We start from the raw sequence: 21,730 nt of genomic DNA on the forward strand, positions 1-21,730 counted from the left end.
AGGCTGGGCTCTGTCTTGCACGGGTAATGCCGCAAGGGCAGGGGGCGTTCAAGTGAATTGCGGGCGTTGTATACCATTGTGCACAATATGCCGCAAGGGGCTCCCGCTCACCTTGCGGAGACTCGCAAAACCTTGATTGGCCAATCGCGATCCGGTTCACTAGGAATGGGAAGACGAGGGGATACAGGACACAAGAGATGCGCCGGATGATCAGCGCCGCGCTGGGCCTTTGGTTCAGCCTGGCTGGAATTGGATTTGCACAATCGGGCGCCGGCAACCCGGTCGTGGTGGAGCTTTACACCTCGCAGGGCTGTTCGTCCTGTCCGCCGGCGGACAGGATCCTGAGCGGGCTCGCGCAGCGCGACGACGTGATCGCGCTGTCGCTGCATGTGGACTACTGGGATTACATCGGCTGGAAGGACAGCTTCGCCGATCCCAAATACACCAAGCGCCAGCGTGCCTATGCCCGCTACGCGGGCGCGCGGACGATCTATACGCCGCAGATGATCGTCGGCGGCATGGATCACCTCGTCGGGGTCCGCCCGGCCGAGGTCGATGCGATGATCCGCCGCTTCGCCGCAAAGCCCGCGAAGGTGATGCTGACCCTTGGCCGGACCGGCGGCACGGTGCGGGTCCGCGCCCGGGCCGGCGCGCCGCTGCCGCGCGGGTCTGTCGTGCAGGTCGTGCGCTACAAGCCCCTTGAGACCGTCGCGATCCGGCGCGGCGAGAATGCCGGAAAGACATTCGATTACGCCAATATCGTCACCGATTGGCGGCAGGTGGGTGACTGGGACGGAACCGCGGATCTGTCGCTCGATCTCGATGCCCCGGGCGGCGATCCGGTCGTGGTCATCGTCCAGGAACCGGGGCCGGGTCCGATTCTTGCCGCCGCGGCCCTTCGCTGACGCGCTACCGCAACGTCCCGGTTGGCCGCCGGTTGACTTCGTCTTTTGTCGATCCCTAGCTCTCCCCATGCGGAAGGAGGGCGTGACGATGGACAGGCGCGAAGTGGACGTGACCGGATTGGCGGCGATCCTTGAGATCCAGAGGCGGGCCTTCGCCAAAGACGGCATTCCCGACCTCGCGGTCCGACGGGCACGCCTTGAACGGCTCAAGGCGGCGATCCGGGCGCACAAGGGCGATTTCGTCCGCGCCGCCGCCGCCGATTTCGGCCGGCGCCCGGCGGAGGAGACGATCATCCTCGACCTCGGTCCCGTGGTGCAGGCGATCAACCACATGCGCCGCCATCTCGGCCGCTGGATGCGGCCCGAGCGGCGACCGGTACCTTTCACGCTCTGGCCGGGCCGGGCCCGGGTGATGCGCCAGCCGAAGGCCGTGGTGGGGATCATGGCGCCGTGGAACCATCCGTTCGGCCTTTCGTTCCTGCCGCTGGCGACGGCGCTCGCGGCCGGGAACCGGGCGATGCTGAAGCTCTCCGAACAGGCGCCCGAATCGGCCCGGGCGATGGGCGCGATGCTGGCCGAGTGCTTCGCGCCCGAAGAGGTCGCGGTGGTGACGGGCGGGGCGGAGGTCGGGGCTGCCTTCGCGGGACTGCCCTTCGATCATCTCGTCTTTACCGGATCGACCGAGGTTGGCCGCAAGGTGATGCGCGCGGCGGCGGAGAGCCTCGTGCCAGTGACGCTGGAGCTGGGCGGCAAGTCGCCGGTGATCCTCGGCCGCGACGCGGATTTCGGGAAGGCCGCGCGCGACATCGCCTTCGGCAAGATCGCCAATGCCGGCCAGACCTGCATCGCGCCCGACTACGTGCTGGTGCACGAGGCCGATGCGGACGGGTTCCTGGCCCGGCTGACCGCCGCGATGAACCGCACCTTGGCGGGCGGGCAGGGGATGACAACGATCGTCAGCGACCGCCATGCCGGGCGGCTGCGGGCGCTTGTCGCGGAGGCCGAGGCGAGTGGCGCCAAGGTTGCGTGGATCGGCGGCGGGGGCGAGGGACGGCAGGTTGCGCCCGCGCTGATCACCGGTGCGGCTGCCTTGACCGCCGTGATGCGAGAGGAGATTTTCGGCCCGCTCCTGCCAATCCTCCGGTACCGCGACCTTGTGGAGGCGATCGCCCATGTCCGCGCTGGGCCGCGCCCGCTGGCACTTTACTACTACGGCGGGAAGGAAGGACGGGATACGGTTCTCGCCGGTACGATCAGCGGCAATGTGACGGTGAACGGCGTGATGACCCATTATGCCGTCGAGAGCCTGCCCTTCGGCGGGATCGGCGCGAGCGGCATGGGCGCCTATCATGGCCGGGAGGGGTTCGAGGCGATGAGCCATGCACGGGGTGTCTTTGACGAACCCCTGCGGAGCCTGATCCCGCTCGGCCGCCCCGGCGGTCCCTTCGTGAAGCTCCTTGCGCGCTACATGATGCGGTGAGGGGGGACCCCCGCCCGAAGCAGCCCGGGTCTTTCGGGGGGCGGCTCACTTCCAGCGGCGGTGGATCCAGAACCACTGGCCCATGTGCCGGCGCGTCAGCCGTTCGAGGCTGTCGTTGATCGCCTGGGTCATGACTTCGGGGTCGCCATGCGGGATCGGCGCTTCGGCGACGATCTCGAAACTCAGGCCATCGGGCTGACGGACCCCGTAGATCGGGATCACGTCGGCGCCGTATTTGAGCGCGAGGTCGGCGGCGGAGGTCGCGGTCAGCGCGGTCTGGCCGAAGAAGGATAACGCCACGCCGTGGCGCATGTGCTGGTCCATCAGGAGCCCGAGCATCCCGCCGGATTTCAGGAATCGCACCATTTCCCCCATGCCCTTCTTGCCGCGCGGGAAAAGCGGTGTGCCGATCTGCGAGATCGCGTCGACGTAATGGGCGTTGAAGAGCGGGTTCTTCATCGGCCGATAGAGACCACCGACCCGGTAGCCCCGCGCGATCAGGGCGGCGCGGGCGACGTCGTAATTGCCGAAATGGCCCGTGGCGAGGATCACCGGGCGGCCGTCGCGATGCGCCGCTTCCAGCGCCGCGGCGCCGGCGCCTTGAAGCGGCAGCTCGCGCACGCGGTCGACGAATTCGGCGCCGGAATAGAGCTCGATCATCGTGCGGCCGACATTGTCGGGCACGGCGCGGACGAGACGCTCGACCTCGGCTGGCGGAAGGTCGGGGCAGGCGAGCGCGAGGTTGTCGCGGATGCGGCGGCGCCAGCCGGCGAGGGGTGCGACGACGCGGGACACGATCCGGCCCGCCACGGGTACGCGTGTCCGGTAGGGCAGGGCGCGGGCGAGACCGATCACCGCGCGGGCGGCGGCGTTGGTCAGCCGGTCGCGGACGGAGACGGTCGGGGCGGTCGGTTTCTGCGCGGTCGGTGCCGTCATGGACGAGGTTCGCCTTACGCGCGGCTCCGGCATGGCCCGCGTTTCCGGGGGCCAGACATAGTGGCAGGGGCCGGGGATCACAAGCTTGGCGCGCGTCCGGGCGGTTTGCCCGACGGGCGGGGCCGCCTCGGGGGCCATCGAGGCCCCGCTCGGCGGCGCTGCCGCGGCCGGGCGGGACGCGCCCGCCTAGTCCTCGTCGTCCTCGGCCTCTCTCATGGTGATCTCGCCCGCGCTTTCCAGATCCCGGACCGCGACGATGATCGCGGTCATCGCGGCTTCGGCGTCCTTTTCCTTCACCTTCCCGCGTTCGGCCATCTCCTCGCGGAGCGAGGCCGCCATGCGCTGGGACACGTTGGCGAGGATGAATTCGGCGGCTGCGGCGTCGGTCTCTCCGGTCGCGCCGGCGAGCGCGGTGACGAGGGTGGCCTGGTCGACGCCCCGGATCATCTTGGAGATGTCGCGCCCTTGGATCCGGGCCGGGATGTCGGCAAAGGTGAAGATCGCGCGGCGGACCCGTGCGGCGAAACCTTCGTCGGTCTCGGTCAGCCCGGTCAGCACGTCGTCGCGTGTCGCGGCGGGCGAGACGTTCAGGATCGCGCCGATGCGTTCGTGGGGATCAGTCTCGAAGGCGCGGACCGGCTGCGCTTCGAGCTGCGTCACCAGTGAGAGACCGATCCGGCGCACCGTCTCGGGGTCGATGTTTCCGGTCTGGCTGACGGCATAGGCGATGCGGCGCGCGCGGTCGCCGGGGAGTTGGCCGAGGAGGTCGGCGGCGCGCGAGACGGCGAGCTTGGACAGCATCACCGCCCCCACCTCGACGCTTTCTTCGGTGAGAACCGGAAGCAGCTTTTCGGGATCGAGAGCCGCGATGCGGTCCCAGGGATCGGCCTTGGCGGAGGCGCCGGCAAGGCGGCGGAGGCGGCTGGCAGCGGTGGCCGAGATGTGCCCGTCGAGCATCTTCAGCGCCCCGTCGATGCCGCCCGGAAAGCTGAGGCCGACCGATTCGAGGCGCGCGATGAACTCCTCCACCACGGCGCGGAGCGTGGCGCGGTCGACGCTGCGCATGGCGCCGATCTGCTCGGTGAGGGCCGCCTGCATGTGGTCGGGCAGTCCTTTCAGCGGCACTCGCCGCCGTCCGTGAGCAGAAGCCGCACGATGATCGCGGCCTTCCTGCGTCCGTTCATGGCGGCCGCCGCAACAGGCGGGCGGCCGACCTTCTGCGGCGGCTGTTTCTGGGGCAGGGGCGTGAGCGCCGTCATTCGCGCGACCTCCGGGGCGGTGTCCGGAGGCAGGTTCTCAGAAAGCGGTTAAGGCGCTGCTAAGGCGCGCGCGCCGAGGGGTCAGCTTCCGACGGTCACGCAACTGCGCGTCGCGGCGTCCCAGCTTTGGCCTTCGGCACAGCTGATCTGGGCCTGCCGCTCGTGACTGCATCCCTGCGCGAGGGCGAGGGCTGGCGCGAGGCCGGCGGCGAGGGCGAGTGCGGCGAGAAGCGTCTTCATCTTCATGGCATCCTCCAACCTACTTCGGGGCAAGTGTGCCAGCCGGGGTGACCTTGCGGCAACCCTGTCGTCGGGCAAGCCCGCGCCACTCACGCAATCGTGTGCCGCTCCGGCCTCACCTGCCGAAGACGCGGGCGAAGATCGTGTCGACGTGCTTGGTATGATAGCCGAGGTCGAACTTCTCCTCGATCTCGGCGGGGGAGAGGGCCGCGGTGACCTCGGGATCGGCCAGAAGCTCGGTCTTGAAGTCGGCGCCTGTCTCCCAGACCTTCATGGCGTTGCGCTGCACGAGGCGGTAGGCGTCCTCGCGGCTGACGCCGGCCTGGGTCAGCGCCAGAAGGACCCGCTGCGACATCACGAGCCCTTTGAACTTGTTCATGTTCTTCAGCATGTTCTCGGGGTAGACGACGAGCTTTTCGATAACCCCGGCGAGCCGGTTCAGCGCGAAATCGAGCGTGATCGTCGCATCCGGCGCAATGCCGCGTTCGACGGAGGAATGTGATATGTCGCGCTCGTGCCAGAGCGCCACGTTCTCCATCGCGGGCACCACCGCCATGCGGACGAGGCGTGCGAGGCCGGTGAGGTTTTCCGTCAGCACCGGGTTGCGCTTGTGCGGCATCGCGGAGGAGCCCTTCTGGCCGGGGGAGAAGAACTCCTCCGCCTCCAGCACCTCGGTGCGCTGCATGTGGCGGATCTCGATCGCGACGTTCTCGATGCTGCTCGCGATGACGCCGAGCGTGGCGAAGAACATCGCGTGGCGGTCGCGCGGGATCACTTGCGTCGAAATCGGCTCGGGGCGCAGGCCGAGTTTCTCGCAGACATGCTCCTCGACCGCCGGGTCGATGTTCGCGAAAGTGCCGACGGCACCGGAAATCGCGCCCGTGGCCACTTCCCAGCGGGCCTTTTCAAGCCGGTTCTTGTTGCGGTCCATCTCAGCGTAGAAGCGGGCGAAGGTGAGGCCCATCGTCGTCGGCTCAGCGTGGATGCCGTGGCTGCGGCCGATGCGGACGGTGTCCTTGTGCTCATAGGCGCGCTTCTTCAGCGCGGCGAGCACCTTGTCCATGTCGGCCATCAGGATGTCGGCGGCGCGGACGAGCTGGACGTTCAACGTGGTGTCGAGCACGTCCGAGGAGGTCATGCCCTGATGGACGAAGCGCGCATCATCGGACCCGATATGTTCGGCCAGATGTGTCAGGAAGGCGATCACGTCGTGCTTGGTCACGGCCTCGATCTCGTCGATCCGGGCGACGTCGAACTCGACGTCCCTGGCCTTCCACACCGCCTCGGCATTCGCCTTCGGGATCACGCCGAGCGCCGCCTGCGCGTCGCAGGCATGGGCCTCGATCTCGTACCAGATGCGGAACTTGGTCTCGGGCGACCAGATGGCGACCATTTCGGGGCGGGAGTAGCGGGGGATCATCGGGCCGGGACCTTTCCGTTGTGACGGGGTGCGCGGGCCGTGTCCTAGACCGGGCCGCGTTCGGAGGCAAGAAGGCGGCGAGAGAATGCAGTGATCGGTTGGCGGGGCTCAGGGGAAATCCCGCGATGGGCCGGGCGCCGAGCGGTCGAGGCGGTCCGCGAAGATGCGCTCGGTCCGTTCCTGGCAGCGTCGGATCGCGGGGTCGGCGAGCATCTCGGCCATCATCCGTTCAAGCGCCGGCGCGTAGCGGAGGATCGTGCTGTCGGGAAGGTTGGCGTCTGCCCGGAGCGCATAATAATCATCGTCGTGGCGCGTGTTGGGTTCGCCCGCCGGCGCCGCGCCCCGGCCGCGCTGACGCCGGAGACGGTAGGCATCGGGGGTCTTGACCGCGTAGTGGTTGTACTGCGCCCAGTCGTGGGTGATGTCGGCGGCGGGCATGCGCCGGAGTTGCTGCCAGAGCGGGCGGCCCGGGTTGATGTCGAAAAGGCCGCCATCGCCGCGCATCGCCGTCAGCAGCTTTTTCGGCCCCCGGTAGCGGACCATCGAATGGTTGTGGATCGCGCCGTATTCGGCCGGATTGCGGGTCAGCGTCTTGATGTCGCCGTTGGTGCGGTTCCGCGTCGGCAGGCGGTGGAGGAACATGCCGGTGACCGGGCCGGGACGCCAATGCGCGATGCCGTCGCTGCCGAAGGTCGCGGCATTGAGTGCGATCATATCGGCCGCGTCCGGTGCGGCGGCAACCAGCGCGTTGACGCTATGATCGCCGATATGGACGTTCAGGAACTCATCGGCGTCGAGCATCATGAGCCAGTCGGCGCCGTCGATATCGTGATTGGCACGCAGGCGCGCGTAGCCCTGATGCTGGGGGATCGTGCCCGGCGCGACCCTGTGGTGAAGATAGGTCACATAGCCCGCGGCCTGCATCGCCGCGAGAAGCCGGCCGGAGCCGTCATCGCAGTTGTTCGCCGCGATGAAGATCCGGTCGAAGCCGAGAACCAGATGGTGGGCGACGAATTCCAGAAGGAACGGGCCTTCGTTCCGGATGCAGCTGATCAGATGGGTTTTCGCGCGGGGCGTTGTCACGGGCGCTCTCGGTAGCGGGGCAGGGCCGGAATGGCACTATCGGGGGGCGGGACAGCTTTTGCAATCGGCGAGGGCCGGATTGCCGGGCCGGGTGCGGGCGCATAGATTGACCGGCAAGGAAAAGGCGGGCGGAACGGGACGACGCGCGTGCAACTGAGCGATTTCGAGGGGCGCTGGGCGCTGTCGCGGCGGATCGAGGATCGGCTGACCGGCAGCGAGGCGCGTTTTACGGGGGAAGCCGTCCTGCGTCCGGTGCCGGAGGGATTGGCCTACCGCGAAGAGGGGCTCTTGCAGCTTGCCGGCGGGCCGGCCCTGACGGCGGTGCGCGACTATCTCTGGCGCGAGGCCGGGGGCCGGATTGTCGTGGAGCATGGCGACGGAAGGCCGTTTCATGACTTCGACCCCGCCGAGCCGGCCGCGCGGCACTGGTGCGACCCGGACGACTACCGGGTGCGCTACGATTTCGCCCTCTGGCCGGTCTGGCGGGCGGAATGGGTCGTGAAGGGTCCCCGCAAGGACTACACGATGTGGAGCGATTACAGCCCCGCCGCCTGAACCAGCCGGGTTTCGACACGGGCACCTTTCTCAAGCGTCCGGTGCACGGGGCATTTGTCGGCGATTTCGAGAAGGCGCGCGCGCTGGTCCGCGTCAAGCCCGCCTTCGAGCGTGATCTCGCGCCGGAAAAGGTCGATCCGGTTCCCGCCGGCTTCGGCGTCCTGCGCATGGACCTTGTCGTGGCTGACATCGACGCGGACATGGGTCAGCGGCCAGCCTTTCCGCCGGGCATACATGCGGATCGTCATCGACGTGCAGGCGCCGAGGCCGGCGGCGAGGAAGCCATAGGGCGACATGCCGCGATTGGTGCCGCCATAGGTCTCCGGCTCGTCCGACAGCGCGTGGTGGAGGGGGCCTGACTGGACGTTCTGGAGAAAGCCCTCCGGGTCGGCCTCGGACACGCGCACGATGCCTTCCGGCGCGCCGGGCGATGGCGCGGGGGGCTTGAGGTCCAGATAGCGCGCGGACCAAGCGGCGATGACCTCGGCGGCATAATCGGCGTCGGCGGGCCGTGTGATCAGGTGGTCGGCATCGTCGAGGGTGACGAAACTCTTGGGATGTTTCGCGGCCCTGAAGATCTCGGTGGCGTTCTCGATCCCGACAATGTTGTCACGGGGCGCGTGCATGACGAGAAGCGCGAGTTTGAGGCTGGCGATGGCCGGGGCAAGGTTTTCGGCCGCCACGTCCCGCACAAGCGCGCGGCCGATACGGACCGGGCGGCCGCCGAGATCGACCTCGGTCGCGCCCTCGGCCGCGATCCGGTCGAGGGCGCCGGCGAAGTTCCGGGTGACATGGCCGGGATCGAAGGGCGCACCGATGGTGACGACGGCGCGAACCGATGCGATCCCCGCGGCCGCCTTCAAGACCGCCGCCCCGCCCAGCGAATGGCCGATGAGGAGCGTGGGGGGCAACTTCTGACCCTCAAGCCATTTGGCGGCGGCAATCAGGTCATCGACATTGGAAAGAAAGCCGGTTTCGGCGAAATCGCCCTCGCTCTGGCCGAGCCCGGTGAAATCGAAGCGCAGCACCGCGAAGCCCATCGCCGCCAGACGCGCGGCGATGCGGCGGGCCGCCACGATGTCCTTGCCGCAAGTGAAGCAATGGGCAAAGAGCGCGGTCGCCAGGTGCGGGCCCTCGGGCAGGTCGAGCCGGGCCGACAATTCGGCGCCGGAATGGCCCGGAAAGGTGATGCGTTCGGTGGCCATTGCGGTCCTCCTCGGCGGTGGCGGCGTGGCTTGAACCCTCGATCTGGGTTCGCCTCGCCACGGGGGCAACGAAGGTTACGCCCGCGTCACGCGATGGTGAGCGCGGGCGCCACGCTTCGGCATCGCGGGGGCCCGCCCGCCCTAGCGGCCCATCAGGGCGGCGTCGAACGGATAGGTCGTGAGGTTCTCGTAGCCCGTCTCGGTGATCAGGACCTGATCCTCGAGCTTGATCGAGAAATCGCCGCCGTCCGGCGAGACCAGCGCCTCGACGCACAGGACCATTCCGGGCTCGATCTCGTAGTCGAAGGCGCCGTCGTGCCACTGGTCGGGATAATCGACCGAGGGCCATTCGTCGCAAAGGCCGACACCATGCATCTTGCAGCCGTATTTCAGCTTCTGGAACTGTTCGTCTAGCGTGTGACCGCCGAAAACAAGTTCCCTGATGCTGACGCCGGGTTTCAGCATCTCCATGTTCGTCATGATGTGCTCATGCGCGTGGCGCATGGCGTAGATCATGGAGTTGGTCGGCCTGGCGTCGCCCACCCACCAGGTGCGCGAAATGTCGATGCAGATCCCGTAGGAGCCTATGAGGTCGGTGTCGAAGGCGACGATCTCGTTCGGCTGGATGATCCGGGGGCCGCATTCCTGGAACCAGGGATTGGTGCGGGGGCCGGAGGCCAGAAGCCGCGTCTCGATCCACTCGCCGCCGCGCTTGATGTTCTCGGCGTGCAGGACCGCCCAGACGTCGTCCTCGCTCATGTTGCCCTGCGGCACGCCTTCGCGGCAGGCTTTCTCCATCGCGGCGATGGATTTCTCGCAGGCATCATGGGCGCAGCGCATCGCGAGGATCTCGTCCGGCCCCTTGATGGCGCGCGTCTTCTCCGTGCATTCCTCGCCTTCCTCGACGGTGAAGCCCGCGCGTTCGAGGGCGCGCAGGCCCTGCACCATGATCTTGTCGACACCGAGCCGGCGGTTGGTGCCGGCATGGGCGCGCATCAGCTCATCGACCTCGGACACGAAGGCCGACGCGACATGGTGCCCCCTGTCGCCGGTCGAGAAGTAGAACATCGACGCGCCGGACCGGCTTTCGCGGACCAGGGGATTGTAGTCGGCGAGGAAGGGCGAGTTCTTGTAGTCCCAGATCACCATGTAGCCGTCGGCGCAGAGCAGGACCGCGCGGAACGGGTTGTGGGTGTTCCAGAGCTGCATGTTCGTGGTGTCGGTCGCGTAGCGGATGTTCAGGGGATCGAACATCAGAAGGCCACCCCAGCCGCGATCGACGATGGCTTGCGTGAGCCGCTTCCAGCGGAATTCCCGCATCCGGGCGAGGTTCGGCAGGGTCAGCCCCGCCGCTTCCCATTCCCGGAAGGCAAGCTGGGTCGGGCCGATCTCGATCCGGTTGTTGTCGTTCGGGCTGCCGTCGGGCAGGGTCGCGCCCTTGGTCGGGTCGATCTTGCGGGTGTCGCTGTAATGCTGTGTCATGGGGGCCTCCGTCTGCGGCCAGCTTCCCGTGGCCTCCAGCGCAAATCCTGCCCGTTCCCGACGCGCGCCACGTTCCTTTCCGACTTTTCCTTTTCCGGGCGCCGCACTAGCGTCCCGGCCATGACCGTGCTTCAGACCCGATTGCCCGCCTATCCCTGGATGGACCCGCGACTTGCGCGGCTGCCCGGCATCCTGCCGCTCGACCCTGCCGACTGGTTGCGGGTGGACGAAGCCTATGCCGGGCAGATGGCCGTCCGTGACCGGCTGATCGCGGACCGGCCCTCCGACGTGCTTGCGCTGACCGCGGGGGCCGTTCCGGCGGCGGCGGAGCTTTACCGCACCGTTCTGGCCGATCTGCCGGGGCTTGGCTTTCGTGTCTCGTCTTCCGAGGTCGTGCGGCCCGACGGCGTCACCGTCGCCCTCGATCCGGAACCGCCTTTGCGGACGCTCGGGCGATTGGTGCAGGAGGATCTGTGCCTGATGGAGCCGGGCGGGGAAGGGGAGCATGTGCTGACCGGGGCGGTCCTCTGTTTCCCGGCCTCCTGGACGCTGGCCGAGAAGATCGGACACCCGCTTGTCCGCATCCACGTGCCGGTCCGGGACTACGATGCGGGCCTCGCGCCCCGGGTGCAGCGGCTCTTCGATGCGATCCGCCCCGAACGCCCGCTCTGGCGGATGAACTACAACCGCTACATGACGGCCGACCTTTTCCAGCCCCGGCGCGAGGGCGATCCGCGCCCGAGGCCCGCCGGACCCGCGCCCTATATCCGCTGCGAGCGGCAATGCCTGCTCAGGTTGCCGGAAACCGGGGCGGTCGTGTTCTCGATCCATACCTACGTGGTCGCGGTGGAGGCGTTGCCGGAGGCGGCGCGGGCTGCGCTTGAGGATTGCGGCGTCGCCTAGACGTCGCGGTGGCCGGTTTGCCAGACGTCGCGGATCACCATCGCCACGTCCTGTTCGGCGAAGCCCTTGTCCGCCACGGCCTCGAAGCTGGCTTTCGCCGCGGCCGTCGCCGGAGCATTGACGCCGAGGCGGCCCGCCACGTCGAGAAAAAGATCAATGTCCTTCAGGGCGCCGGCAACGGGGAAGCCAACCCGCTCGCTGTCGCCGAGAATTTCCGGCAGACGGGCGCGAAAGAACCCGTTCGCCGCAGGACCTTCACTGAGAAACGTCACGAGCGTTCGCAGATCGAGCCCGGCGGCGAGGCCGGTCTGGACCGCCTCTTTCAGCGCCTGCAACGAACCGGCGAGGAGGATGTTGTTCGCGATCTTCGCGGCGACGCCGGCGCCCAGCGGGCCAACGGCGCGAACCGCACCGGCGATTGCCCCGGCCGCCGGGCGGAAGCGGTCGATATCGGCCTCGGCGCCGCCGAGGAACATGCCGGCGGTCCGCGCTGCCACCATCTCCGGCCCGCCCGAAATTGGCGCATCGACGGCGCAGGCGCCCGTAGTGCCGAGGCGGGCGGCAAAGCCGCGCAGGGTCTCGGGCCGGACCGTCGAGGTGTCGGCAATCAGCTTGCCGGAAAGATCGAGGGTAAGGAGTTTCTCCATCACCTCGGTCACGGCGATGTCGTCGAAGAGTGACAGGATCACGATGTCGCTCGCGACCACCAGGGAAGCGAGGTCGGGCGCAAGCGGCACGGAGACTTCGGACGGGTCAACGGGTGAGCGGTTCCAGCCGGTGGTATCGAAGCCCGCCCCGGCGAGGCCGGCGGCAATCGCCCGTCCCATGCGTCCCAGCCCGATGACCCCGATCCGTTCCGCCATGTCCAACCTCCGTCGTTTCCCTGCGGACGGAAATCTAGCGGCCGGATTCTCGTAGGGCCAGTGCCCGCGGCAGGCCGTGACCGGAGCAGCGGGGCGGATCGGCGTGGCATTTCGAGGGGGGCGTCACCCGCCCTCTGCGTTGTGGGCCGGCAAACGTGAAAGGGCGCCCGAAGGCGCCCTTTCGAGGTCTTTCCGGCGATATCAGCAGCTGTAATAGAGCTGATACTCGATCGGGTGCGGCGTGTGCTCGTAGGCGTAGACCTCTTCCCACTTCAGCGCCATGTAGCCTTCGAGCTGGTCCTTGGTGAAGACGTCGCCCGCCAGAAGGAAGTCGTGGTCGGCTTCCAGAGCCTCCAGCGCCTCGCGCAGCGAGCCGCAGACGGTCGGGATTTCGGCCAGTTCCTCCGGCGGCAGGTCGTAAAGATCCTTGTCCGAAGCGGGGCCCGGATCGATCTTGTTCTTGATGCCGTCGAGGCCGGCCATCAAAAGCGCGGCGAAGGCGAGGTACGGGTTCGCCGACGGGTCGGGGAAGCGGGCCTCGACGCGCTTGGCCTTCGGGCTTTCGGTCCACGGGATCCGCACACAGCCCGAGCGGTTGCGGGCGGAGTAGGCGCGCAGAACCGGCGCTTCGAAGCCCGGGATCAGGCGCTTGTAGGAGTTCGTCGAGGGGTTGGTGATCGCGTTCAGCGCCTTGGCGTGCTTGAGGATGCCGCCGATGAAATAAAGCGCTTCCTGGCTGAGATCGGCATATTTGTCGCCGGCGAATAAGGGCTTGCCGCCTTTCCAGATCGACATGTTGACGTGCATGCCGGTGCCGTTGTCGCCCTTGATCGGCTTCGGCATGAAGGTCACCGACTTGCCATAGGCGTGGGCCACGTTGTGGATCACGTACTTGTACTTCTGGATGTTGTCGGCCTGCTCGACGAGACCGCCGAAGATCATGCCAAGCTCGTGCTGGCACGAGGCGACTTCGTGGTGATGCTTGTCGACCTTCATGCCCATCCGCTTCATGGTCGAGAGCATCTCGCCGCGCAGGTCCTGCGCCGCGTCGGTCGGGTTGACCGGGAAGTAGCCGCCCTTCACGCCCGGACGGTGGCCGGAGTTGCCCATCTCGTATTCGGTGTCGCTGTTCCACGCCGCGTCAACCGCGTCGACCTCGAACGAGACCTTGTTCATCTTCACCGAGTAGCGGACGTCGTCGAAGATGAAGAACTCGGCCTCGGGCCCGAAATAGGAGGTATCGCCGATCCCGGACGCCTTGAGGTAGGCCTCGGCCTTGGCCGCCGTGCCGCGCGGGTCGCGGCTATAGGGTTCGCCGGTATCCGGCTCGACCACATTGCAGTGCACGCAGAGGGTCTTTTCCGCGTAGAACGGGTCGATATAGACCGAGGACGTGTCCGGGATCAGCTTCATGTCGGACTGGTCGATCGACTTCCAGCCGGCGATCGACGAGCCGTCGAACATGAAGCCTTCCTCGAAGAAATCCTCGTCGATGATGTCGACGATCAGCGTCACGTGCTGCAGCTTGCCGCGCGGATCGGTGAAGCGGACGTCGACATATTCGACCTCCTCGTCCTTGATCAGCTTGAGAACGTCCTTGGCGCTCATCTCATTTGTCCTTTTGATTGGCGTGTTTCGGTGTCGGGCGGGCAGGCGCGGTATCCCCCGGTCTGGCCGTCCGGGCTATCAGATCGCGTCCTCGCCGGTCTCGCCGGTGCGGATGCGGATGACCTGCTCGACAGGCGAGACGAAGATCTTGCCATCGCCGATCTTGTCGGTGCGCGCGGCCGAGACGATGGCCTCGATCGCCTCCTCGACCATGTCGTCGGACAGCACGACCTCGATCTTCACCTTGGGGAGGAAATCGACGACATATTCGGCGCCGCGATAAAGCTCGGTATGGCCCTTCTGGCGGCCGAAGCCCTTGACCTCGATGACCGAGAGGCCCTGTACGCCGACCTCCTGAAGGGCCTCCTTCACCTCGTCGAGCTTGAAGGGCTTGATGATGGCTTCGATCTTCTTCATGGGCCGCGACTCCCCCCGGGGCAATTTCATGCGAGTTGGCCCCTGTCACCACTTTCGCGGGGCGGGAACAATTGGCTAGGCTGGGCGCGGGCCGCGTGCGTTGGGGATTCCGGCGCATCTGCCCAAAATTTGTGCATCTTGCCCGTAGGCAGAGCAATTTGAGAACTCCGGGGGCAGAGCCATGACCGAACTCCTCACCGCGGCCCAGATGCGCGCCATCGAAGAGGCCGCGATCGCCTCAGGCGAGGTCACCGGCCTCGAACTGATGGAACGCGCCGGGCGCGGCGTGGTCGAGGCGATCTTCGAGGAATGGCCGGAGCTGGCGAAGACCTCCCACCGGGCGGTAGTGCTCTGCGGTCCCGGCAACAACGGCGGCGACGGGTTCGTGGTGGCGCGGCTCCTGAAGGAGTGGGGCTGGGAGGTGGAGGTGTTCCTCTACGGCGACCCCGAAAAACTGCCGCCGGATGCGCGGGTGAACTATGAGCGGTGGTGTAGGTTTGGGGAGGTGAAAGCCCTTACTGAAAAGGCATTCCGGGCGCGCCATCCGGTACACGGCAATGCCTTTGCAGACCTCTATATCGATGCGATCTTCGGGACCGGCCTGACCCGTCCGCCAGAGGGTGACCTGGGAAGTCTGCTGCGGCATCTCGGCGGCTTCGGTGGGGACAGTTACCCAAGGCTTGTCGCCGTCGATGCGCCTTCTGGACTGTGCCTCGACAGCGGAAAGATGCTGATTGGTGGTTGGGCACGACCTCGCGCCGCGCTGACCGTTACATTTGACAGCCCCAAGGTCGGACACTTTGTTGCCGACGGTCCCGAGTGCTGCGGGCGCATACGTATCACGGACATCGGCGTGCGCCGCTGGCGCGAGCTTCAGCCCACACCGACAGGCAATCCACGCCATATGGTGACTCGACCGCCGCGCCAACGGCTTGTCTGCTGCGAGAAGCTAGTGGAGGACCGGCGGAACGGGATGCTCTTATCCTTCGCTATCTATCCGAAGCGCCATGCCCACAAGTACACCCATGGCCATGCCCTGATCCTCTCCGGCGGCGCGGGGCGCGGCGGCGCTGCCCGTCTCGCCGCGCGGGGGGCGCTCCGGATCGGGGCGGGGCTCGTCACTGTGGGTTGCCCGCCCGAGGCGCTGACGGAGAATGCCGCGCGGCTTGATGCGGTGATGCTGCGGCCGGTGGCGGATGCGGAGGCATTAGCGGAGGCGCTGGAGGATCCCCGGATCAATGCGCTTTGCCTCGGGCCGGGGCTCGGGACCGGGGAGCGCGAGGTGGCGCTGGTCGCGGCGGCGCTGGGTGCAAAAGACCAACGGACGGCGCCCGACCCCGGGGGGGCGAGAAGCGCCCTCCTGGGGGGAGGGTCGGGCGTTGCCCGGCGTGCGGCCGGGCGGTCCCTCGTCCTCGACGCCGACGCGCTGACGATCCTTTCCCGCGAGCCTGACCTCTTAGGGGCACTCCACGAAAGATGTATCCTGACGCCCCACGCCGGCGAATTCGCGCGCCTCTTTCCCGACATCGCGGAGAAACTCACCGCCCCGGCCACGAAAGGCCCCGCCTATTCCAAGGTGGACGCGACCCGCGAGGCAGCGAAACGGGCGGGCTGCGTGGTCCTCTACAAAGGGCCGGATACGGTGATCGCCGACCCCTCGGGCCGCTGCGCGATCAACTCCGCCCATTACGACCGGGCCGCCCCGTGGCTGGCGACCGCAGGCTCAGGCGACGTTCTCGCGGGCTTCATCGCGGGGCTTCTCGCGCGCGGCTTCGCGCCGATGCAGGCGGCCGAAACCGCCGCCTGGCTCCATGTCGAATGCGCCCTGAAATTCGGCCCCGGCCTCATCGCGGAGGACTTGCCCGAGCAATTGCCCGCGGTCTTCCGCGATCTCGGCCTCTGACGCGACCCGTCTTCTTCTGTTCGAAAATACTCCCACCGGAGGCATCCGCCGTTTTCCGACCGGGACTATTCGGCGGCGATCTTCGCGTCTGCGACCTCGACCGCCTCGCAGGCCAGTTCCAGCCCTTCGGCATAAACCACCTGCGGCGTGTCGAACCGGAGGTCGTAAAGCCGCATCGAGAGAACCGATGCCGGCGCGATGAATTCGCCGTCGGCGATCCGTGCGATCGGCACCAGCGCCTGCGCCGTTCCGAAGAGCGCCTCGGCCCGCCAGTCGCGGATCAGGATCGGAGTTTCTTCCGGCAGGACAAGGTCTTGCTCGGGCCGGTCATGGCCGAGCGCGCCGGCGCTGACGCGGATCGCGGCGCCGGAATAGCGGCTGACGCGCACCTCGCGCACGACGCGCATCCCCTCGCGGGTGATGATGCGGTCGCCGGGGTTCAGGAATTCCACCGGCAAGGCGCCGTCGAGTGTCAGGATGACCGTTCCGGCCGCGATGCCGCGGACCTTTGTCGTCTGGCGCGTGTCGGAGCAATCCTGCCCGATCACATGCCCCTTCGTCGCGTAGGACATGGGGACCCCCTATATGTGCTGCCTCGTATTTTTCTTCCAGATTATGTCAAGAATGCGTTTCACGCGAGCATTTTGTGGGGCGCGTTTTTGCGCTCGCATCGCTGGACGACTCTTGCTAGAACGGCGCGGATTTCGGGAGCGGTCGCAAAAGGGGCCGCTCTCAGGCATTGCGGGTGTGGCGAAATTGGCAGACGCACCAGATTTAGGTTCTGGCGCCGCAAGGCGTGGGGGTTCAAGTCCCTCCACCCGCACCACGAGGAAAAGGACGAAGGAATGCAGGTCACCGAGACCCTGAAAGACGGCCTGAAGCGCAGCTACACGATCACCGTGCCGGCCGCCGATCTGGACGCGAAAGTGAACGAAAAGCTCGTCGAGGCGCAGCCGGAAGTCGAGATGAAGGGCTTCCGCAAGGGCAAGGTGCCAATGGCGATCCTGCGCAAGCAGTTCGCCGAGCGCCTCCTGGGCGATGCGATGCAGGACGCGATCGACGGCGCGATGAAGAAGCACTTCGATGAGACGGGCGATCGTCCGGCGCTGCAGCCGAAGGTCGAGATGCAGGGCGGCGAGACCTGGAAGAAGGGCGACGACGTGATCGTCGAGATGTCCTACGAAGCGCTGCCGGAGATCCCGGAGGTCGACCTGTCCAAGCTCAAGCTCGAAAAGCTCGTGGTGAAGGCCGAGGACGCGGCCGTGACCGAGGCGCTCGAGAACCTCGCGAAGTCGGCGAAGAACTTCACCGACCGCAAGAAGGGTTCCAAGGCCAAGGACGGCGACCAGGTCGTGATCGACTTCGTCGGCAAGATCGACGGCGAGGCGTTCGAGGGCGGCGCGGGCGAGGATTACCCGCTGGAACTCGGCTCGGGCTCGTTCATTCCCGGTTTCGAGGAGCAACTGGTCGGCGCCAAGGCCGGCGACGAGGTTGCGGTGACGGTGTCCTTCCCGGCGGAATATGGCGCCAAGCATCTTGCCGGCAAGGAAGCGGTCTTCGACTGCACGGTGAAGGCCGTGAAGGAGCCAAAGGCGGCCGAGATCGACGACGAGCTTGCCAAGCAGTTCGGGGCCGAAAGCCTCGACGCCCTCAAGGGCCAGATCAGCGAGCGGCTTGAGGCCGAATATGCCGGTGCCGCGCGTCAGGTGATGAAGCGCGCCCTTCTGGACGAGCTGGACAAGCTTGTGAAGTTCGATCTTCCGCCGAGCCTCGTCGAGGCGGAAGCCGGCCAGATCGCCCACCAGCTCTGGCATGACGAGAATCCCGACCACCACGGCCACGACCACCCGGAGATCACGCCGACGGACGACCACAAGTCGCTCGCCGAGCGCCGGGTCCGGCTGGGTCTTCTCCTGGCCGAGATCGGCCGCAAGGAGAAGGTCGAGGTCTCCGACGCCGAGATGACCCAGGCCGTCATGATGCAGGCGCGGCAGTATCCCGGGCAGGAGCGGGCGTTCTTCGAGTTCGTTCAGAAGAACCCGCAGATGCAGCAGCAGCTTCGTGCGCCGATTTTCGAGGACAAGGTCGTGGACCTCGTCGTCGCCGGCGCCAAGGTGACGGAGAAGGACGTGTCGAAGGACAAGCTTCAGAAGGCCGTCGAAGCGCTCGACGAGATCTGAGGCATAAGTCAGAAAACTCAAAGGCCGGAGCCTGTGCTCCGGCCTTTTTCGTTGATGACTTCGGTTCCCGTGGTCGGATCAAGCCTGTGGCCGACCCGGATCGCCGCAGCGGCTGGGCGCGCGCCGCGCGAAATCTGGCTACGTCTTTCGCAGCACGAGGAAGGAAAAGATCCCGAACAGGGCGATCGGTCGTGCCGCCGTCAGTGTCAGCGTCGGGACGCCGAGAATCCGTTCCACCGCGAAGTCGGAATGCCAGCCGATAAAATCCGCCAGGGGCGCGACCACCCGCTCCAGCGCCGCGAGAAAGCCGCGGTCGCGGGCGAAATGCCCGACGATCACGACCTCGCCGTCCGGTTTGCAGACACGCGCCATTTCGGCCATCACCTTTTCCGGTTCAGGCACGACCGAGATCACGTGCATGGCCACCACGGTATCGAAATGCCCGTCCGGAAAGGCCAGAGCGCGCGCGTCCATCTCGCTGATGCGGACCACTTGGGTGAGGTTCTGGTCGGCAACCTTCTGGCGGGCCTTTTCCAGCATGTCGGTCGACACGTCGATGCCGGTGACCTCAAGATGGTCCGCGTAGCGATTGAGCGACAGCCCGGTCCCGACGCCAATTTCCAGGACCCGGCCGTCGCGACGGTTGATGTAATCGACCGTCCGGTACCGCCCGGCGCGCGTGATGCGCCCGAACGTGTAGTCATAGATGGGTGCCCAGTAGCGGTAGGAGGTCTTGACGGCGGCGAGTTCCAAGATGTTGTCCCTGTTGATTGCGACCGTCAGCGGCGGCGGCCGATAAGAACCATGACCGCCGAATGCAACAGCGATACGGCATAGACGAGAATGATCGCGATCAGCGACTTCCAGACCTCGGCCAGCATGGTGCCGATGAAGAGCGCGAGCGCCACCATGATCCACGCGGCCCTTTCGCGCGGGACGCGGATGGATTTCGGCGAAAAGGTCGGCAGGCGGCTGACCATCAGGAGACCGACGATTCCGATGTAGATTTCCACCGCGACCGGATGGTGGGAAAGGGTCACGCCCGTCTCGAAAGAGACGAAGACGGGCAGGAGTGCCATCAGGGCGCCGGCCGGGGCCGGCACGCCGGTGAAATGCTTGGGCGACTTGGTCTCTCCATTTGTCGCCGCGCGTGTCAGGGCCACGTTGAAGCGCGCAAGGCGCATGCAGCAGCAGATGATGTAGACGAGAACGAAGATCCAGCCGCCCGCCTTTTCCTGCGGCGCGAAGGCCATCTGGTAGATGAGAAAGCCGGGCGCCACGCCGAAGTTCAGGAAATCCGAGAGGGAGTCGAGCTGCGCGCCGAAGTCGCTGGTGGCGCCGAGCCGCCGCGCGATGAGCCCGTCGAGCCCGTCGATGACCGCCGAGAAGAGGATCAGCCAGACCGCGACGAGGAACTGACCGGCCATGACCGACCGGATCGCCGTGAGCCCGGCGCAAAGGCCGAGCGTTGTGACCATGTTCGGCACGAGCGTGAGGAAGGGAAGGCTGTCGCCTTCGCCCTCGGACTGCGGCTCGTTCGGGGGGCGCTGCGCCATCGTCACCGCACTGCGCCCGCGCGGGCGGGCTCCGGGGAGGCCAGGTCCGCGAGGACGGTTTCGCCAGCGATGGTCGACTGGCCCACGGCCACAAGCGGCGCCACGCCGTCGGGCAGATAGACGTCGAGGCGGGAGCCGAAGCGGATCATGCCGAAGCGCTGGCCGGTCTGGACGGCCTGTCCCTCGGCCACCTCGCAGACGATGCGGCGGGCAACGAGGCCGGCGATCTGCACCACGCCGATGGCGCGGCCGTCCTCCATGCGGATGGCAAGGCCGTTGCGTTCGTTATCGACGCTCGCCTTGTCGAGCGAGGCGTTGAGGAACTTGCCCGGCCGGTAGGCGATCTTTTCCACGCGGCCGGCGATGGGCGCGCGGTTTACATGGCAGTTGAACACGTTCATGAAAACCGCGACGCGCGTCATCGGCTCGGAGCCGAGGCCAAGCTCCTCCGGCGGGGCATATTGGCCGATCATCTGCACGATGCCGTCGGCAGGCGACACGATGAGTCCTTCGCGCACTGGTGTCACGCGTTCGGGGTCGCGAAAGAAGTAGTAGCACCAGACGGTGAGGCCGACACCGATCCAGCCGAGCGGCTGGCAGATCAGGAACAGGATGAGCGTAACAGCGGCGAAGATCGCGACGAAGCGATAGCCCTCGCGATGCATCGGCTTGATGAAGGTCGAAAGCATGGACATGGGCGGGCGTCGAATCCGTTCGGGGAAGGTGCCCCCTTTTGAAGGGAAAGAGTCCGCTTCGCAACCTCGATGCCCTGAAACGGATGTGAGGGGACGGGCCGCCCGGGCGCAAGGACAATTTCGCGGCACGGCGGAAAAAAACCGCGCCGGACAGGGTCCGGCGCGGTTCTGGGTCTGACGATCCGAAAAGGATCAGAGGTCTTCGCCGCCCTCGTTGGCCGCGCCGATCTCGTCGAAAAGCTCGGCGATCTCGAAGTTCGCCTCGGCTTCGGCTTCGGCGGCCAGTTCCTGGATCGACTTGCCCGAGGCCTGGAGTTGGGCTTCCTCGGCGGAGCGGGCGACGTTCAGGTTGATCGTCGCGGAGACTTCCGGGTGCAGCACGACTTCGACCGCATGGAGGCCGAGATCCTTGATCGGGCGGGTCAGCACGATCTGCTTGCGGTCGACGGTGAAGCCTTCGGCCGCAGCGGCATCGGCCGCATCGCGGGGCGTGACCGACCCGTAAAGCGCGCCGGCGTCGGAGGCGGAGCGAATCACGATGAAGGTCTGGCCGTCGAGCTTGGCGGAAACAGCTTCGGCCTCTTTCCGGGTCTCGAGGTTCTGCGCTTCAAGCTGCGCCTTGCGGCCTTCGAAGGACTTGATGTTGTCCTCAGAGGCGCGCAGCGCCTTGCCCTGCGGCAAGAGGAAGTTGCGCGCGTAGCCGTCTTTGACTTTGACGACTTCGCCCATCTGGCCGAGCTTGGCCACGCGTTCGAGAAGGATGACTTGCATGGGTCTCGCTCCTTACTTCACGGCATAGGGCAGCAGGGCGAGGAAGCGGGCGCGCTTGATGGCGCGCGCGAGTTCACGCTGCTTCTTCGCCGAAACGGCGGTGATGCGGGCGGGCACGATCTTGCCGCGCTCGGAGATGTAGCGCTGGAGAAGACGGACGTCCTTGTAGTCGATCTTCGGCGCGTTATCGCCCGAGAAGGGGCAGACCTTGCGGCGGCGGAAAAACGGTTTGTTCGCCATGTGTTAGGTTCCTTTCCTCAAGCCCTGTA

Annotated in this window: 23 protein-coding genes and 1 tRNA gene; 7 read left to right on the top strand and 17 right to left on the bottom strand. The window is 66.7% G+C overall.

The genetic code is table 11. The annotated features are described in order from the left end of the window. The first annotated feature begins 197 nt into the window (after positions 1 to 197). Entirely contained in the window at positions 198 to 905 is a 708-nt protein-coding gene (locus tag V5734_RS08515) for a DUF1223 domain-containing protein (RefSeq protein WP_347313074.1), read from the top strand. 88 nt (positions 906 to 993) lie between these two features. Continuing rightward, the gene (locus V5734_RS08520) at positions 994 to 2,385 is read left to right on the top strand and encodes a coniferyl aldehyde dehydrogenase (RefSeq protein ID WP_347313075.1); all 1,392 of its coding nucleotides are present in this window, start codon (positions 994 to 996) and stop codon (positions 2,383 to 2,385) included. A 45-nt stretch (positions 2,386 to 2,430) separates the two neighbouring features. Here V5734_RS08520 and V5734_RS08525 read toward each other — a convergent pair whose 3' ends face one another. The 6 genes from V5734_RS08525 to V5734_RS08550 all read right to left on the bottom strand — a co-directional run bounded on the left by V5734_RS08525 (position 2,431) and on the right by V5734_RS08550 (position 7,323). Further along, entirely contained in the window at positions 2,431 to 3,321 is an 891-nt protein-coding gene (locus V5734_RS08525; RefSeq protein ID WP_347313076.1) for a lysophospholipid acyltransferase family protein, read from the bottom strand. A gap of 186 nt (positions 3,322 to 3,507) precedes the next feature. Beyond that, complete coding sequence (locus V5734_RS08530) at positions 3,508 to 4,446, bottom strand: flagellar motor switch protein FliG (protein ID WP_347313077.1); 939 nt, start codon at positions 4,444 to 4,446, stop codon at positions 3,508 to 3,510. Beyond that, positions 4,437 to 4,580: a hypothetical protein gene (locus V5734_RS08535; RefSeq protein WP_347313078.1), complete on the bottom strand. Its 144-nt coding sequence runs from the start codon at positions 4,578 to 4,580 to the stop codon at positions 4,437 to 4,439. The genes V5734_RS08530 and V5734_RS08535 overlap by 10 nt, the downstream gene beginning before the upstream one ends. Before the next feature lie 81 nt (positions 4,581 to 4,661). Continuing rightward, the gene (locus tag V5734_RS08540) at positions 4,662 to 4,826 is read right to left on the bottom strand and encodes an adenylosuccinate lyase (RefSeq protein WP_347313079.1); all 165 of its coding nucleotides are present in this window, start codon (positions 4,824 to 4,826) and stop codon (positions 4,662 to 4,664) included. 109 nt (positions 4,827 to 4,935) lie between these two features. After that, positions 4,936 to 6,240: an adenylosuccinate lyase gene (gene purB, locus V5734_RS08545; protein ID WP_347313080.1), complete on the bottom strand. Its 1,305-nt coding sequence runs from the start codon at positions 6,238 to 6,240 to the stop codon at positions 4,936 to 4,938. Positions 6,241 to 6,348: 108 nt separating this feature from the next. Further along, the gene (locus V5734_RS08550; protein WP_347313081.1) at positions 6,349 to 7,323 is read right to left on the bottom strand and encodes a glycosyltransferase family 2 protein; all 975 of its coding nucleotides are present in this window, start codon (positions 7,321 to 7,323) and stop codon (positions 6,349 to 6,351) included. 147 nt (positions 7,324 to 7,470) lie between these two features. Here V5734_RS08550 and V5734_RS08555 point away from each other — a divergent pair, with 147 nt between their 5' ends. Continuing rightward, positions 7,471 to 7,878, top strand: a complete 408-nt coding sequence (locus tag V5734_RS08555; protein WP_347313082.1) for a DUF6314 family protein — start codon at positions 7,471 to 7,473, stop codon at positions 7,876 to 7,878. Here the strand turns inward: V5734_RS08555 and V5734_RS08560 are convergent. Continuing rightward, positions 7,860 to 9,083 carry a bifunctional alpha/beta hydrolase/OsmC family protein gene (locus V5734_RS08560; RefSeq protein WP_347313083.1) on the bottom strand — a complete coding sequence of 408 codons (1,224 nt, stop codon included), beginning with the start codon at positions 9,081 to 9,083 and terminating at the stop codon, positions 7,860 to 7,862. The genes V5734_RS08555 and V5734_RS08560 overlap by 19 nt on opposite strands. A gap of 141 nt (positions 9,084 to 9,224) precedes the next feature. Continuing rightward, entirely contained in the window at positions 9,225 to 10,565 is a 1,341-nt protein-coding gene (gene dddP / locus V5734_RS08565; RefSeq protein ID WP_347313084.1) for a dimethylsulfonioproprionate lyase DddP, read from the bottom strand. 120 nt (positions 10,566 to 10,685) lie between these two features. Here dddP and V5734_RS08570 point away from each other — a divergent pair, with 120 nt between their 5' ends. Then, positions 10,686 to 11,468 (top strand): heme-dependent oxidative N-demethylase family protein, encoded by a 783-nt coding sequence (locus tag V5734_RS08570; RefSeq protein WP_347313085.1) that lies wholly within the window; start codon positions 10,686 to 10,688, stop codon positions 11,466 to 11,468. Here the strand turns inward: V5734_RS08570 and V5734_RS08575 are convergent. The 3 genes from V5734_RS08575 to V5734_RS08585 form a co-directional block, all read right to left on the bottom strand. Beyond that, complete coding sequence (locus V5734_RS08575; protein WP_347313086.1) at positions 11,465 to 12,331, bottom strand: NAD(P)-dependent oxidoreductase; 867 nt, start codon at positions 12,329 to 12,331, stop codon at positions 11,465 to 11,467. The genes V5734_RS08570 and V5734_RS08575 overlap by 4 nt on opposite strands. A 201-nt stretch (positions 12,332 to 12,532) precedes the next feature. Beyond that, on the bottom strand, positions 12,533 to 13,939 hold the full coding sequence (gene glnA / locus V5734_RS08580; protein ID WP_347313087.1) for a type I glutamate--ammonia ligase: 1,407 nt from the start codon (positions 13,937 to 13,939) through the stop codon (positions 12,533 to 12,535). Between the two features lie 78 nt (positions 13,940 to 14,017). Then, a complete protein-coding gene (locus V5734_RS08585) occupies positions 14,018 to 14,356 on the bottom strand; it encodes a P-II family nitrogen regulator (RefSeq protein WP_347313088.1) in 339 nt (112 codons plus the stop codon). Between the two features lie 181 nt (positions 14,357 to 14,537). On the opposite strand from V5734_RS08585, the gene V5734_RS08590 reads away from it, so the two are divergent. Then, positions 14,538 to 16,259, top strand: coding sequence for an NAD(P)H-hydrate epimerase (locus V5734_RS08590; RefSeq protein WP_347313089.1), 1,722 nt, complete (start codon positions 14,538 to 14,540; stop codon positions 16,257 to 16,259). Between the two features lie 65 nt (positions 16,260 to 16,324). Here the strand turns inward: V5734_RS08590 and V5734_RS08595 are convergent, their stop codons facing one another. Continuing rightward, on the bottom strand, positions 16,325 to 16,831 hold the full coding sequence (locus V5734_RS08595) for a Hint domain-containing protein (protein ID WP_347313090.1): 507 nt from the start codon (positions 16,829 to 16,831) through the stop codon (positions 16,325 to 16,327). Positions 16,832 to 17,000: 169 nt separating this feature from the next. On the opposite strand from V5734_RS08595, the gene V5734_RS08600 reads away from it, so the two are divergent. After that, positions 17,001 to 17,085: transfer RNA gene (locus tag V5734_RS08600), tRNA-Leu, on the top strand. Positions 17,086 to 17,104: 19 nt separating this feature from the next. After that, positions 17,105 to 18,439, top strand: coding sequence for a trigger factor (gene tig, locus V5734_RS08605; protein WP_347313091.1), 1,335 nt, complete (start codon positions 17,105 to 17,107; stop codon positions 18,437 to 18,439). Positions 18,440 to 18,577: 138 nt separating this feature from the next. Here tig and V5734_RS08610 read toward each other — a convergent pair whose 3' ends face one another. The 5 genes from V5734_RS08610 to rpsR form a co-directional block, all read right to left on the bottom strand. Continuing rightward, on the bottom strand, positions 18,578 to 19,192 hold the full coding sequence (locus V5734_RS08610) for a class I SAM-dependent methyltransferase (protein WP_347313092.1): 615 nt from the start codon (positions 19,190 to 19,192) through the stop codon (positions 18,578 to 18,580). 26 nt (positions 19,193 to 19,218) lie between these two features. Next, the gene (gene pssA / locus V5734_RS08615; RefSeq protein ID WP_347313093.1) at positions 19,219 to 19,995 is read right to left on the bottom strand and encodes a CDP-diacylglycerol--serine O-phosphatidyltransferase; all 777 of its coding nucleotides are present in this window, start codon (positions 19,993 to 19,995) and stop codon (positions 19,219 to 19,221) included. A gap of 2 nt (positions 19,996 to 19,997) precedes the next feature. After that, a complete protein-coding gene (locus tag V5734_RS08620; RefSeq protein WP_347313094.1) occupies positions 19,998 to 20,690 on the bottom strand; it encodes a phosphatidylserine decarboxylase in 693 nt (230 codons plus the stop codon). A gap of 192 nt (positions 20,691 to 20,882) precedes the next feature. Beyond that, a complete protein-coding gene (gene rplI / locus V5734_RS08625; protein ID WP_347313095.1) occupies positions 20,883 to 21,461 on the bottom strand; it encodes a 50S ribosomal protein L9 in 579 nt (192 codons plus the stop codon). A 12-nt stretch (positions 21,462 to 21,473) separates the two neighbouring features. After that, complete coding sequence (gene rpsR / locus V5734_RS08630; RefSeq protein WP_105514010.1) at positions 21,474 to 21,701, bottom strand: 30S ribosomal protein S18; 228 nt, start codon at positions 21,699 to 21,701, stop codon at positions 21,474 to 21,476. Positions 21,702 to 21,730 lie beyond the last annotated feature (29 nt).

The sequence above is a fragment of the Defluviimonas sp. SAOS-178_SWC genome (assembly GCF_039830135.1).
Lineage (GTDB): Bacteria > Pseudomonadota > Alphaproteobacteria > Rhodobacterales > Rhodobacteraceae > Albidovulum.

What these genes read in the sequence shown, in the direction of transcription:
- purB (WP_347313080.1), bottom strand. Translation starts at nt 6,240, where the DNA reads ATGATCCCCCGCTACTCCCGCCCCGAAATGGTCGCCATCTGGTCGCCC.
- V5734_RS08575 (WP_347313086.1), bottom strand. Translation starts at nt 12,331, where the DNA reads ATGGCGGAACGGATCGGGGTCATCGGGCTGGGACGCATGGGACGGGCG.
- V5734_RS08535 (WP_347313078.1), bottom strand. Translation starts at nt 4,580, where the DNA reads ATGACGGCGCTCACGCCCCTGCCCCAGAAACAGCCGCCGCAGAAGGTC.
- rpsR (WP_105514010.1), bottom strand. Translation starts at nt 21,701, where the DNA reads ATGGCGAACAAACCGTTTTTCCGCCGCCGCAAGGTCTGCCCCTTCTCG.
- pssA (WP_347313093.1), bottom strand. Translation starts at nt 19,995, where the DNA reads ATGGCGCAGCGCCCCCCGAACGAGCCGCAGTCCGAGGGCGAAGGCGAC.
- V5734_RS08570 (WP_347313085.1), top strand. Translation starts at nt 10,686, where the DNA reads ATGACCGTGCTTCAGACCCGATTGCCCGCCTATCCCTGGATGGACCCG.
- V5734_RS08540 (WP_347313079.1), bottom strand. Translation starts at nt 4,826, where the DNA reads ATGAAGATGAAGACGCTTCTCGCCGCACTCGCCCTCGCCGCCGGCCTC.
- rplI (WP_347313095.1), bottom strand. Translation starts at nt 21,461, where the DNA reads ATGCAAGTCATCCTTCTCGAACGCGTGGCCAAGCTCGGCCAGATGGGC.
- V5734_RS08585 (WP_347313088.1), bottom strand. Translation starts at nt 14,356, where the DNA reads ATGAAGAAGATCGAAGCCATCATCAAGCCCTTCAAGCTCGACGAGGTG.
- V5734_RS08520 (WP_347313075.1), top strand. Translation starts at nt 994, where the DNA reads ATGGACAGGCGCGAAGTGGACGTGACCGGATTGGCGGCGATCCTTGAG.
- V5734_RS08515 (WP_347313074.1), top strand. Translation starts at nt 198, where the DNA reads ATGCGCCGGATGATCAGCGCCGCGCTGGGCCTTTGGTTCAGCCTGGCT.
- V5734_RS08560 (WP_347313083.1), bottom strand. Translation starts at nt 9,083, where the DNA reads ATGGCCACCGAACGCATCACCTTTCCGGGCCATTCCGGCGCCGAATTG.
- V5734_RS08525 (WP_347313076.1), bottom strand. Translation starts at nt 3,321, where the DNA reads ATGACGGCACCGACCGCGCAGAAACCGACCGCCCCGACCGTCTCCGTC.
- glnA (WP_347313087.1), bottom strand. Translation starts at nt 13,939, where the DNA reads ATGAGCGCCAAGGACGTTCTCAAGCTGATCAAGGACGAGGAGGTCGAA.
- V5734_RS08595 (WP_347313090.1), bottom strand. Translation starts at nt 16,831, where the DNA reads ATGTCCTACGCGACGAAGGGGCATGTGATCGGGCAGGATTGCTCCGAC.
- V5734_RS08590 (WP_347313089.1), top strand. Translation starts at nt 14,538, where the DNA reads ATGACCGAACTCCTCACCGCGGCCCAGATGCGCGCCATCGAAGAGGCC.
- V5734_RS08620 (WP_347313094.1), bottom strand. Translation starts at nt 20,690, where the DNA reads ATGTCCATGCTTTCGACCTTCATCAAGCCGATGCATCGCGAGGGCTAT.
- dddP (WP_347313084.1), bottom strand. Translation starts at nt 10,565, where the DNA reads ATGACACAGCATTACAGCGACACCCGCAAGATCGACCCGACCAAGGGC.
- tig (WP_347313091.1), top strand. Translation starts at nt 17,105, where the DNA reads ATGCAGGTCACCGAGACCCTGAAAGACGGCCTGAAGCGCAGCTACACG.